Here is a 13,194-nt window from a genome sequence, read left to right as displayed (position 1 = left end):
AGAGAGTTAGGCGAGTTCATGTCCCAGCTCAGCCATGAGCGCATGCGTGATTGCTTCTGTTGTGACATTTTAGATGACCTTAAGGATGAAGTTTGATGAAAATCACACTAGCTTAATACGCCGTACCCAAATTAACGGTCTCAACCAGGGCAACCGTAACACCAATGACGGTATTGCCCTTGCCCAGACCATCGAAGGCGCCCTGGACGAAACCACCAACATGCTCCAGCGCATCCGCGTGCTGGCTGTTCAGGCTGCCAACGGAACCAACTCCGAAAAAGACCGCCAGGCCCTTCAGGAAGAGGTTACTCAGCTCTCCCATGAAATTACCCGTATTGCTGAGCAGACTACCTTCGCCGGCCAGACCATCCTTAATGGCCCAAGAAATCCAAATGCCAATAAAGACTGGCTGAAGAATGCCAACAGCTTGATTCCAAGTGCTGCTGCCAATCAGAAAGCAAAGATTGTCTTCCAGGTAGGAGCAAATGCTGGAGACGTATTATCCCTGGTATGGGATAAAGGATTCTCTATGTCCGGTATTGCAGCACAGGCCGGATTCGGCGCTGGCAATCAAAAAGGCACAGAGGGCATTGTTATCAGCCAGGGTTCAAACGAGCGTAATGCTCGTTGGACAGTTTCTACTGCAGAATCTGCAACTAATACTCTTGCCAATATTGATAAGGCTATTCAGGCTGTAGACACCAAGCGCGCTGAGCTGGGCGCTCTCCAGAATCGTATGGAAAGCACCATCCGTAATCAGGCTTCCATTTCTGAAAATGAGGCTGATGCCCGCAGCAGAATTCGTGACACAGACTTTGCCGCTGAGACCGCTGCTCTGACTCAGAACAACATCATTCAGCAGGCTTCCCAGACTGTTCTGGCCCAGGCTAACCAGCGTCCTACTATCGCTCTGAGCCTGTTAGGTCAGTAATAAGATTTTTCTTTCTCTCTTATCATCGAGGCGGGTTTATCCCGCCTTTTTGCTTTCTGAATTTTGCCTTATCCGGCCCGCTGCTGCATGGCATAGCCATTGCAACCTGATAAGTAACACTATGCTCATGTCCAGGACATGCGAACGATAAGAGAAGATTATGTAGCGGCCATTTTCAGGGCTGCAGGGGAGTTTGAATATGGCTCTTTACGTTAATACGAATGTTTCATCCATCAATGCCCAGCGCAAGCTGAGCAATGCCACTCTGAGCTTAAATACCTCATACCAGAGACTCTCCTCAGGCCTGCGAATCAACTCCGCCAAGGATGACGCCGCCGGTCTTCAGATCTCCGACCGCCTGACCTCCCAGATTAACGGTCTAAACCAGGGCAACCGTAATACCAATGACGGTATCGCCCTTGCCCAGACCATCGAAGGCGCCTTGGACGAAACAACCAACATGCTCCAGCGCATCCGTGTGCTGGCTGTTCAGGCTGCCAACGGCACCAATTCATCTGCTGACCGCAAGGCTCTCCAGGAAGAAGTCACGCAGCTCTCCCAGGAAATCAACCGTATCGCCCGTCAGACTACCTTTGCTGGTGCAACTGTCATCAATGGCAAAGCAGTTACAGGTAATAATGCCGCAAACAACAAACACCTGAACAACCCTAACAGCCTTATTCCTGGCACTGGTAATAATGCAGGCAAGATTATTTTCCAGGTAGGCGCTAATGCAGGCGATACACTTACTCTTAACTGGGCTGATGCTTTCACATTATCAGGCCTGGCAAAGATGGCCGGCTTACCGCAGGCAACTAACAACCCTGGTAATGCCCCTGTTAATGCTCAAAAGGGTCTCGTTGTAGACAACAATCTACTTTCTGAAGTTAGATGGACAATCTCAACTGCATCTTTAGCAACCAACACACTTGCAAACATCGATGCTGTAATTCAGGCTGTAGACTCACGTCGTGCTGAGCTTGGCGCAATCCAAAATCGTATGGAAAGCACTATTCGCAACCAGGCTTCCATTTCCGAGAATGAGGCTGATGCCCGCAGCAGAATTCGTGACACAGACTTCGCCTCTGAAACCGCTGCGCTGACTCAGAACAACATTATTCAGCAGGCATGTCAGACTGTTCTGACCCAGGCTAACCAGCGTCCAACTATCGCTCTGAGCCTGTTGGGTCAGTAATAAGATTTTTCTTTCTCTCTTATCATCAAGGCTGGTTTATCCCGCCTTTTTGCTTTCTGGATTTTGCCTTATCCGGCCAGCTGCTGCATGGCATAGCCATTGCAGATAGAGAAGATAACTATGCCCATGTCCATGACATGCGAACGATAAGAGAAGATTATGTAGCGGCCATTATTCAGGGCTGCAGGGGAGTTTGAATATGGCTCTTTACGTTAATACGAATGTTTCATCCATCAATGCCCAGCGCAAGCTGAGCAATGCCACCCTGAGCTTAAATACCTCATACCAGAGACTCTCCTCAGGCCTGCGTATCAACTCTGCAAAGGACGACGCCGCCGGTCTTCAGATCTCCGACCGACTGACATCCCAGATTAACGGCCTCAACCAGGGCAACCGTAACACCAATGACGGTATCGCCCTTGCCCAGACAATAGAAGGAGCCCTGGACGAAACCACCAACATGCTCCAGCGCATCCGCGTGCTTGCAGTACAATCCGCTAACGGCACCAACTCCGAAGCTGATCGTAAGGCCCTCCAGGAAGAAGTAACCCAGCTGTCTGAGGAAATCAACCGTATTGCCCGTCAGACCACCTTTGCAGGCGCAAAAGTCCTTAACGGTAAGAATAACCCTGCAGGCACAGGCGGTAATCACTTAAAAGAAACTAACAGCCTTATTCCAGATAACGGCAAGATCGTTTTCCAGGTCGGTGCTAATGCTAATGACACATTATCCCTTTTATGGGACCAACCATTCACAATGTCTGGCCTTGCAAAAATGGCAAGCATTGGTGAGGCAAAGGGTAATGGCGCAGATGCGGGTAAAAACGGCCTTTGGCTAAGTGATACGAACGCCAAGTCAAAAGTACGCTGGACTATTTCAACTGCAGCATATGCCACCAACACATTAGCAAATATAGATGCGGTAATCCAAGCTGTAGACTCCAAGCGTGCAGGCCTTGGTGCTCTCCAAAATCGCATGGAAAGCACTATTCGCAACCAGGCCTCCATTTCCGAGAATGAGGCTGATGCCCGCAGCAGAATTCGTGACACAGACTTCGCCTCTGAGACCGCTGCGCTGACTCAGAACAACATCATTCAGCAGGCTTCCCAGACTGTTCTGGCCCAGGCAAACCAGCGTCCAACTATCGCTCTGAGCCTGTTAGGTCAGTAGTCAGATTTCTTTCTCTCTTTATCATCAAGGCGGGATTATCCCGCCTTTTTGTTTTCTGCTTTTTGCTTTTTGCTTTTTGCTTTTTGCTTTTTTGCTTTTTTGCTGTTTTGCTGTTTTGTGTCTGGTGTCCGGTGTTTACCGTTTATTTGTTTTGATGGTCTGGATGGCGCTAATTGCAACCCTCATTTGCGTTACAGGGCGGCATTTCGTGCCATCATAAGGGCACTGACTATTGCAGGAACTTCCCTGATGTGGCGGGAGGGTTACAGCTTTGTATTTTCCCTGACCATTTGAACGGGGTTGAGCCTGCAATCGCGTATAATTCAGTGCCGTCCCCGTTATGAGTCTGTGGCTTGTGATGTGGGGCGAGTTTTTTGGTCAGCTCCGGGCTTTCCTGCATGCAGATGCAGGTGTGCCGGGGCTGGCGCTGTGGCTGGGCCAGGCGGCGCGCGGTTGCGCGCTGGTCTGGTGTCGGCTGCAGGGGACAGGATGCCGCTGCTGTGATGCTGCGGGCGTTCTGCTGTGGCACTTAACTGTCCTGTGGCGGCAGGTAGCGAGGTTTGCATGACTGAAGGAATCAATGTTGATGAGCTGACGCCTATGATGCGTCAGTACTTCGAGGTTAAGAAGAACTATCCTGATACCCTGGTGTTCTACCGCCTGGGTGACTTCTACGAGCTCTTCTTTGATGATGCCCGCACCGTATCCAATCTGCTGGATATCACCCTGACCCGCAGAGGCAATCAGGGCGGCGCACCTGTCCCTATGGCCGGTGTTCCCTACCATGCTGCCGACAACTACATTGGCCGTCTTATCAAGATGGGCCGCTCAGTAGTTATCTGCGAGCAGGTAGGTGACCGCACCAAAGGTGCCATGATTACCCGCAAGGTAACCCGCATCATTACCCCTGGTACTGTTACCGATGAAGGCATGGTCCCTGACAATCAGGACAATGTACTGTGCTGCGTCTTTGAAGAAAAGGATCGCTTTGCTCTTGCCAGGCTCAATATCAGCACCGGACAGTTTCTGGTTACCGAGCTTGATTCCATGGCTGAGCTGGGCATTTTACTCTCCAAGCTCAATCCTGCCGAGCTGCTCTATCCTGAGCGCTTCCGCTATTTCCAGGATATACAGAATGTCACCTGCCGCAAGGCTCTGCCACTGTGGGACTTCAACTATGACGGTGCCTTAAAGCAGCTGTGCACTCAGTTCAAGACCCGTTCCCTGAGCGGCTTTGGTATTGCCTCCATGAAGCTGGGCATACGCGCTGCCGGTGCTTTGCTCAACTACGTCAAGAGCACCCAGAATGTAGACATTGAGCATGTCACCTCCATTGGCAATGACAGCCTTTCAGGCATGGTGATTATTGACCGCACCGCCCAGAAGAATCTGGAGCTGGTCGACAATCTCAATGGTAATGACAGGGCATCGGTGCTGGGTGTACTTGATGAGACCCGTACCCCTATGGGTACCCGTCTGCTGCGCTCCATGCTGGTCAATCCGCTGCGCAATAACGAGCAGATCAACAGCCGCCTTGATCTGGTTGAAGCCCTGCAGCATGCCCCACGCTCAGTAGAGCTTACCGAGCTACTCTCCTCCATGGGCGACCTTGAGCGCATTGTGGCCCGTATTGGTCTGCGCTCAGCCAAGCCTCGTGACCTTTCCAAGCTGCGTGATGCCATTGAACTGCTTCCGCAGTTCCGGTCCCTGCTGCTCGAAGGTACCGGCATCACCCCAGAGCAGCTTGATGCCGGCATTAAGCCGGAGGTCGGCGATGATGAGGCCGCTGTTGCTAGTGCTGCTGGCGCTGGTGGCGCAGCTTCGTCTGACAAGGGCAGCAAGTCTGGCAAGGCTGTCAGGGCCACCAGAAGCAAAAAGAAAGCTGCCCCTGGCAAGGCCGCAGCAGGTGAAGCTGATGGTGCCGGCAGTGACTCTGAGAGTTTTGATGAGCCACTGTTCAAAGTCACTGGAGCTGAGGGTCCTGGCCCTGCAGATGTGGCTGCACAGCTTCAGGAAGCAGCTGAGGCTGCTGCCGATGCTGCCGATGCTGCTGATGGGGCTGCCGTTACTGAGCTCAATGATGATGTGCCAGTGGACGAGTGGGATGAGGCAGATGATGCCGCAGCCGGAGCTGCAGCTGGTGGTGACGCTGGCGATGTGGCTGAGGCTGGTTCTGATTCTGCTGATGCTGGTGATGCTGGCGATGACTGGGATGATGAGCTTGACGGGGCTGACAGCCAGAGACCTGAGGAGCTGGTTGCTGCCGGGGAGATAACCGGTCGCATGAAGCTGCTGCTGGCTGAAAAGGCTGGGATGCTCCCTGACCTTGGGGACATGGGTACGCTGCTGAGTAGGGCCGTAGCTGAATTTCCGGCGCTGATGATTCGCGATGGCGGTGTGATTGCCGAGGGCTTCAATCAGGAGCTCGATGAGCTGCGTGATCTGCAGAACGGCTCAGAGAATGTGCTGCTGGCCATTGAAGAAAGAGAAAAGGCCCGCACCGGTATCAATACCCTCAAGGTGCGCTTTAACAATGTGCACGGCTACTACATTGAGGTCTCACGCCTGAGTGCCGACAAGGTGCCTGCCGAGTATGTACGCCGTCAGACCCTCAAAAACAGTGAGCGCTATATCACCCCTGAGCTCAAGGTACTTGAGGAAAAGACCCTGTCTGCCAGGACCCGCTGTCTGCAACTGGAAAAGGAGCTTTATGACCGCCTCATTGAGGAGCTCATTTTAGCCCTGCCACGTCTGAGCGCCTTTGCTCATAACATTGCCATGCTCGACGTTTCCCTGTCACTGGCCCGTGTGGCTCTCAAGCGCCACTATGTCAGACCGCAACTGAGCACTGACAGCCATATCAAAATTGTTGAAGGCCGTCATCCTGTGGTTGAGGCTATCAGCGACAGCCAGTTCATAGTCAACAGCCTTGAGCTTAACTCCCAGAAGTCGCTTGCTGTCATTTCCGGTCCTAACATGGGTGGTAAATCCACCTTTATGCGCCAGACAGCCCTGATTGCCATCATGGCCCGCATAGGCTCCTTTGTGCCGGCTACTGAGGCTGTAATTGGCGATATTGACCGTATCTTTACCCGTATCGGCGCCTCTGATGACCTGGCTTCAGGCCGCTCTACCTTCATGGTGGAAATGGAGGAGACTGCCACTATTGTCAATAACGCTACCGCCCACAGCCTGGTGATTATGGACGAGGTAGGCCGTGGCACTTCAGGTGCTGAAGGTGCAGCCATAGCCGAGGCCATTGTGCAGTTCCTGAGCCGCAAGGTGCGTCCTCTGACCATGTTTGCCACCCACTACACCGAGGTTACAGCTCTGGTGGAGAATTACGCCAATGCCTTCAACCTGTGCTTTAATGCCCGTGAGTTCAATGGACGCATGGTGTTCTTCTATACCGCTCAGCCAGGCCGTCAGTCCCGCTCCTACGGTATTGAGGTAGCCCGCCTGGCCGGTGTTCCGCCAGCCATTACCAAAAGTGCCATTGGCTTTTATAACGCCCGCACCAAGGAGCTTGAGTCAGCTGACATATTTACCGCTCCGCTGCTCAATCTCTCCGAGGACGCTCTGGAAAGCGGCGCTCAGGAAAGTGACAATGGTCAGGCTGCCGGCGATACCCAGGGAGCTCAGCTGGCTGAAGCACTGCGCAATGCCAATGCTCACATTGCCAGCCTCGAGGCTCGCGTGTTTGAAAGCGAGGCTGCCAAAGCCACTCTCGAGCATGAGCTCAAGGCCTCACATGAGCTGCGCTATGTCATTGCCACCATCGACCTCAACAGCCTTACCCCGCTTGAGGCTCTTAATACCTTAAGCCGCCTCAAGGAGAGCCTGCGCTCACGCGAGGAATAAGGCCATATCCATGGCCGTGGCTTTGCCATGGCCGCAGGTCTGGTCCGGCACCGGTCGCAGCATGGGGCCGGGCAACAAAAAAGCTCCTGTCACCTTGTGGTGGCAGGAGCTTTTTTTTTGTTGTGCCGAACCTGGAAGCACGGCCCCGCAAGGGGCGTGCTTACTTGGGCTATTTTGGCAGGTAGCTGACCGGATTTACGGACTGACCACGGTAGCGGATTTCAAAGTGCAGACGTGGTGAGGCGGCATCGGTATTACCCATGCGGGCAATGTGCTGACCGCGCTTTACCTTCTGACCTTCCTTGACCAGCATGACGTCGTTGTGGGCATAGGCTGACAGGTACTCATTATTGTGATTGATGATAATGAGGTTACCAAAGCCACGCAGAGCGTTGCCTGAATAAACTACCTGACCGTCAGCTGCAGACAGAATGGCCTGGCCACGGTTACCGGCAATATCGATACCCTTGTTGCCCTGCTCGGCAGTGGAGAACTGCTCGATAACCTTGCCTGAGGTTGGCCATGACCAGGTAACACCGGCTACCTTGCGGGTCTTGGAATTAACAACAGGAGTCTGGGCTACAGGTGGAACCTTGTTAACAGCCGGAGCCTGAGCGGCAGGCTTGCCAGGCTGGGTGGCAGCTGGAGCCTTCTGAGGAGTGGTCTGGGCAATCTGAGACTGCTGACCTGCTACCGGTACTTCAGCCGGGCGGGCTGGCTGAGGACGGCTGGTGTCCTGAGAGTTCTCACGGCTGAGCAGAATTCTCTGACCTACAGTGAGATTGTATGGAGGCTCAAGATTGTTAACACCTGCAAGGAAGGATACAGACTGATTGTTCTTGCGGGCAATGGAGTAGAGAGTATCACCCTTCTGTACTACATAGCTTGGAGCACGCTGGGACTGCAGCTTTAACAGCAGTACCTGACCAAGGGCCAGATTGTATGGTGGCTCGATATTGTTGATACGGGCAAGAGCGTGGTAATCAAGACCATAGCGGAAAGCGATGGAATACAGGGTATCGCCCTTGATAACCACATAGCGCTCAGGCAGAGGGCCCAGAGCCTTGACCTGTCCTGCACGGGTCTCAGGAGCACCCACGGCAGTGGTGGAGGCAGCAGGAGCGGCAGCACGGGTCTCGATGGAGCGCTGCATGGCGGCTGAATTGGATACGTCCTTTGAGGCCTCAGCGCTGTCAACAAGCAGCCAGTTGCCTGAAGAGTCAGATGGCTGGGCAGCTGATGCCAGCTGAGCAGGGGAGCCGGTGCCTGCAGCTCCGGCAGCGGCAGCCGGGGTACTGTTCTGGGCAATGAGGTCACCCTGTGGCAGAGCGCTGGAGGCGCTACCAGCGGTGGCGGTGCCAGCGGTTACCTCTGGCAGAGGACCATCAGGTACGCCACCGATAAGGGAGCCGCCCTGGACATCATCGTAACCGGCAAGGCTGTTGCCAGTGTAGGTAACAATGTTGTCCTCTACAGGCATGACTGTGTCATAGCCTGTGGACTGAGAAGGGAGGGCTGATACAGCCGGAGACTCAACTGGGGTTTCTAAAGGAACATCGGTGAGCACAGGGGCAGTGTTGTTAACAGCACGCTGTGCCTGCTGGGCAGCAGAGTTCACTGTGGCCTGAGCACGGGTCACATCAACGACGCGGCCCTGGCTGTAATTCTGATTAGAGGTCTCGCATCCTGTGACTAAAGACACTAATACAGAAAGTAAGGTCATGCTAATCATTGTTTTCATCAACTTTATCGGCCCTCTCCTTGCAACTCTTCGGATACAGGTCAGGACATTTTCCATCAAAAATCTGCACACAGCATTACGGTCAGAGCCGGAGGTGCTGTGCTGCAGCCTGGCAGCACCTGTGCTGATTATATGCAGCAATGGCCTGTCAGCTGCCCCAAGACAGCCGGGCCTTTATGCTGGTCCTGTTCAACACCAGGTGCAGAGAACCTGACGGTCCATGAACAGGGTGCAAAACGCCTGCATATGTTCACAAACTCCCCATGCTCTCCAGGAAATATCGCAGATCTTCCCGCTTTGCAGGTACCGGGCATTAAACCTCATGCTCAGCACCCTGGCAGCAGCCTGACCGGGCATACTCCCATGTCATCCGGACAGCCTGGCAGCTATTCATACTGATGAATTACCGCTGTTGATCTTGTGCGATCTGATCAGTATATCAAGATAGCACCCCTACTTTATACAATTATCGCTATTTAGCTGTCCATATCAGCCCCAATGCCCCATCAGCAATCACAGCCCGGGCGCGCTCCGGTCCACACTGACAGCTCCGGCGTGCGCCACGCGCTGTGGCCGCAGGCCGGATATGCCGGCGGCAGCGGCGGCCAGGCCGAGCCCGTGGCTGCAGCAGCGGCCGCGTGGATCAGGCAAGGCAGCTGCGGACATGAAAAAGGGCGGCCTTGAGGGCCGCCCGGGCACCGGCTGCTGCCGGCTGCTGATACTGTACAAATTATTATGGTCTCATCTCAGACCTGTGTGCCTAAATCATCATCTTGTAGCCGATATAGCCCACCAGCAGGATGACGCAAGCCCAGCCGATGTAATCGATATAGCGGCGAATGGCGTGCTCCATCTTCTCACCGCCATACATGATGATACCGGCCTCAAGGAAGAAGCGCAGACCACGGCCCACCAGGGATATAAGGACGAAATTGATAATGGTAAGCATGCCGACGGAGCCGGTGCTGGCCACGCTTTCGGCGGCAACCACACCTGTGGTGACGGCAATGACCTTGTAAGGCACAGGGGTAAAGGCGCCGATGAAGATCATCAGAATACCGTACTCCATCGTGAACCATTCACGAACCTTTTCCATGGAGGCCTCGTAGTTGAGCCATCTGATAAAGTCGGCAATCCACGGATCATAAATGAAGTAGCCAAGGTAATAGCCCACTACCGCACCAAGCACTGAGGTGATAACAGTAATGGCTGCGTAATACAGGGAACGCTCAGGACGGGCAAGGCACATTGGTGCCAGCATGACATCAGGAGGGATAGGCCAGAAAATGGATTCAATAAAGCTGTTCAAACCAAGAAAGAGCGGAGCTTTACGATGCTTGGCAAGTTTGATACAGATTTCGTAAAGGCCGGAAAAAAGATTCAACTTCACGGGATATACCTACGAGCACAGTCAGAAATGCTAACCAGATATGGCAGGCCAGCCACAACTGCAGGCCCGACAGCGCACCTATTCTAAATCATAAAACCCAGTTGAATATGAGCATGCCCGCCATTTTTCAATTCGCTCCGCCATAGCCCTTAAAACAGTCAGGCCCGGCCGGGCAGTATCTTCTGCCAGGATGGGCCTGTCTGTGGCGCCGGGCCTGTCGGCCCTGGCAAGACCGTCGGCCATGGCAAGGCCGTCGGCTGCAGCATGCGCGCCGGCGGACTTGCCTTAGGCTGGCGATCAGCGCTTTTTATCGAGCAGTACTACAGCCTCACAGGCAATGCCTTCCTTGCGGCCGACAAAACCCAGCTTTTCGGTGGTAGTGGCCTTGACGCTGACCTGGCTCATATCAACGCTCAGATCCGAGGCAATATTGGCGCGCATCTGCGGCTCGTAAGGAAGCATCTTTGGCACCTGGGCAATGATGGTAATGTCGATATTGCCCACCACATAGCCCATGTCGGTAACACGCTTGTACACATCACGCAGCAGAATACGACTGTCGATATTTTCAAACTTGTCATCATTGTCAGGATAGAGCTGACCAATGTCGCCCAGAGCCAGGGCACCGAGCAGGGCATCACAAAGAGCATGGAGCACCACATCACCATCAGAATGGGCAATCAGACCCTGCTCATGAGGCACAGCTACGCCACCGAGCATGCATGGGCCCTCACCGCCAAAGCGATGCACATCAAATCCATGTCCAATTCTCATAAACAGTTCCTTATCTGAGCATGTGATTTCGTGAGCCTGACTGCGCCGCCCTGTGTGCAGCACCTGCCAGGCAAAATAAAGCCCCGCACAGCAGAGGGGCGGTCAGGCAGAGCGTCTCTGCCGTTTTATCATCCCGGTCCGGGGCGCCCTGGGGCGCCCTTTGGCTCCAGGCCGGGCCCTGGTCTGTACCAGGGAAGGCCATGGCCGCGCCTGGCCCTGCCAGGAACAGGGCTGCCTTGCCCCTGCTGCCATCAGCTTTGCTGCTGAGGCAGACAGATATTAATCAGGGCCTGAGCCATGACAAAGTCGGATGGCTCGGTGAGCTTGAAGTTCAGGGAGGAGCCTTCGACCAGCAGCACGCGGTGACCGGTATTTTCCATGGCTGAGGCTTCATCGGTAATGGCAAGGCCCTGCTCATTGCAGCTTTCAATGGCTTTAATGAGATCAGCGGTCAGGAACAGCTGCGGAGTCTGGGCTCGCCACAGCACGCTGCGATCAACGGTGCGCTCCACAGCAAGGGCACTGGCTGCAGCGCCCGCCGCAGCGGCTGAGGCGGCAGCGGCGGCGCCGTCGGCGGCGTCAGCTGCCGGGGCAGGCTGCACCGGCTGGCTGTGCTTGATAGTATCGGCCACCCTGCAGGCCAGCACTGATCCGCATACGGTCTGCTCAGCACTCATGCCTGACAGTCTGCACTCTTCGATGACCTGCATGGTCTGAATAAGCATATTTTCCAGATCGTGACAGGTAAAGAAAGGACGGGCGGCATCATGAACCATGCACCAGCGGGAGCTTACAGCCTTAAGGCCGCAGAGAACCGAGTCGGAGCGCTCCTTGCCGCCATGGACAATGCGCAGTCGGTCAAGGCTGGTCAGCAGTGAGCTTTTGATGTACTCATCTTCAGGTGAGACCACCAGGATAACATTGCGTACCAGCGGCCAGCACAGCAGTCTGAGCACAGTATGCTCAAGCACGCTGCGTGAGCCCAGCATCATGTACTGCTTGGGCATGCCCGCATTCATGCGCGCCCCCACACCGGCTGCAGCCACTACCACATCAATCATGCCGTAGTGATAGAAGAAAGGGTACAGAGTATTGGCCGGCATGATGAGCTCATCGCTCAAATCATCCTTATCAAGGACCTCAGGCACTGCCTGCTCAGCGCTGCTGGCACTGGCGGCGCCATCGGCGCTGTCAGCTGCAGCACTGCCCTCAGGGGCAGGTGCAGCTGAATCTGCCGGGGCGGCAGTCTCCGGTGCTGCGTCCGGAGCCGCATCCGGGGCCGCGTCAGATGGCCGGGAGTCTGCGGCCGGCTGGGCGGCATCGCTCTTAGTGCCGGGATCAGACTCGGCGCCGGGCACGGACTCAAGGGCGTAGAAATTCCAGAGCTTTTTCTGGACTGCTGGGGGCAGGCTGGTCATGGCCCGGGGCAGCTCACCTATCACCGGGCCTGAAGAGCCCCCGTATGGTGAGGTCGAGGTCAGATTGCGCAGGGCCTGGTCCATTTTCATACAGTCACCGGTAAAGAGGCTCATCTGTCCGTTGCGGGTCAGCCTCGTGATCATGGAGTCGACCTGCTCATCGCTCAGGCCGGTTTTGCGCATGATATAAGGGCGTCCTGGAGGACAGGTCTCCATCTCAGCCTCATCGTCGGTAGCATACCAGGCGGAAAATTCGTAAGTACGGTCGTCGTTGCGGTGAAATCTGGTAATGATACCCATGGCACCCCCTGTCAGCCCCTGAGGGCATTAAACTCAACTGTCTGAGCCTGAAAGACAATGTGAAAACTAAGCCAGGTCGGCATCCTCTCCGACCTGCGTGTGAAGTGCAGCCCATGGCTACAGCCATGGCGCCGTGCCACTGGCTACGTCCACTGGTCGCTGCCAGCCCATGTCCACAGCTGCTTGCCGCTGCCTTCCCGTAGCCAAAGCTCATGGCCCCTGATGGCCCGTGGCAACAGTAGCCCGTGGCACAGACAGGCCTTGAGCCGGGCATGCGACAGCGCCCGCCGGGACAGACGGCTCATGCCTCATAAGGGCACAGTATCATCAAAATAACATGCTTCACTGAGGTATGGCCACTGTGTATGCTCATATTTACCATAATGTGGCCTTAAAAGGCCCCATTACCATAT

Annotated in this window: 8 protein-coding genes; 4 read left to right on the top strand and 4 right to left on the bottom strand. The window is 54.8% G+C overall.

All coding sequences use genetic code 11. The features are described from left to right. Positions 1-73 precede the first annotated feature (73 nt). From MXE39_RS11260 to mutS, 4 genes are all read left to right on the top strand, one after another. Complete coding sequence (locus tag MXE39_RS11260; RefSeq protein ID WP_247074139.1) at positions 74-931, top strand: flagellin; 858 nt, start codon at positions 74-76, stop codon at positions 929-931. A gap of 199 nt (positions 932-1,130) precedes the next feature. Then, complete coding sequence (locus MXE39_RS11255; protein ID WP_246979050.1) at positions 1,131-2,126, top strand: flagellin; 996 nt, start codon at positions 1,131-1,133, stop codon at positions 2,124-2,126. A 199-nt stretch (positions 2,127-2,325) separates the two neighbouring features. Further along, on the top strand, positions 2,326-3,297 hold the full coding sequence (locus tag MXE39_RS11250) for a flagellin (protein WP_246979051.1): 972 nt from the start codon (positions 2,326-2,328) through the stop codon (positions 3,295-3,297). Between the two features lie 564 nt (positions 3,298-3,861). Continuing rightward, a complete protein-coding gene (gene mutS / locus MXE39_RS11245) occupies positions 3,862-7,158 on the top strand; it encodes a DNA mismatch repair protein MutS (RefSeq protein ID WP_247074137.1) in 3,297 nt (1,098 codons plus the stop codon). A 169-nt stretch (positions 7,159-7,327) separates the two neighbouring features. Here the strand turns inward: mutS and MXE39_RS13120 are convergent, their stop codons facing one another. From MXE39_RS13120 to MXE39_RS11225, 4 genes are all read right to left on the bottom strand, one after another. After that, positions 7,328-8,860 carry a peptidoglycan DD-metalloendopeptidase family protein gene (locus tag MXE39_RS13120; protein WP_247074135.1) on the bottom strand — a complete coding sequence of 511 codons (1,533 nt, stop codon included), beginning with the start codon at positions 8,858-8,860 and terminating at the stop codon, positions 7,328-7,330. A gap of 799 nt (positions 8,861-9,659) precedes the next feature. Further along, positions 9,660-10,289, bottom strand: a complete 630-nt coding sequence (locus MXE39_RS11235; RefSeq protein WP_246978852.1) for a YqaA family protein — start codon at positions 10,287-10,289, stop codon at positions 9,660-9,662. Positions 10,290-10,586: 297 nt separating this feature from the next. Then, positions 10,587-11,063 carry a 2-C-methyl-D-erythritol 2,4-cyclodiphosphate synthase gene (gene ispF, locus MXE39_RS11230; RefSeq protein ID WP_246978851.1) on the bottom strand — a complete coding sequence of 159 codons (477 nt, stop codon included), beginning with the start codon at positions 11,061-11,063 and terminating at the stop codon, positions 10,587-10,589. A gap of 251 nt (positions 11,064-11,314) precedes the next feature. Then, the gene (locus tag MXE39_RS11225) at positions 11,315-12,781 is read right to left on the bottom strand and encodes a 2-C-methyl-D-erythritol 4-phosphate cytidylyltransferase (protein ID WP_246978850.1); all 1,467 of its coding nucleotides are present in this window, start codon (positions 12,779-12,781) and stop codon (positions 11,315-11,317) included. Between the last annotated feature and the right edge of the window lie 413 nt (positions 12,782-13,194).

Source organism: Anaerobiospirillum sp. NML120511, from assembly GCF_023050955.1.
Classification (GTDB): domain Bacteria; phylum Pseudomonadota; class Gammaproteobacteria; order Enterobacterales; family Succinivibrionaceae; genus Anaerobiospirillum.
This window is presented reverse-complemented; position numbering and strand designations above follow the sequence as displayed.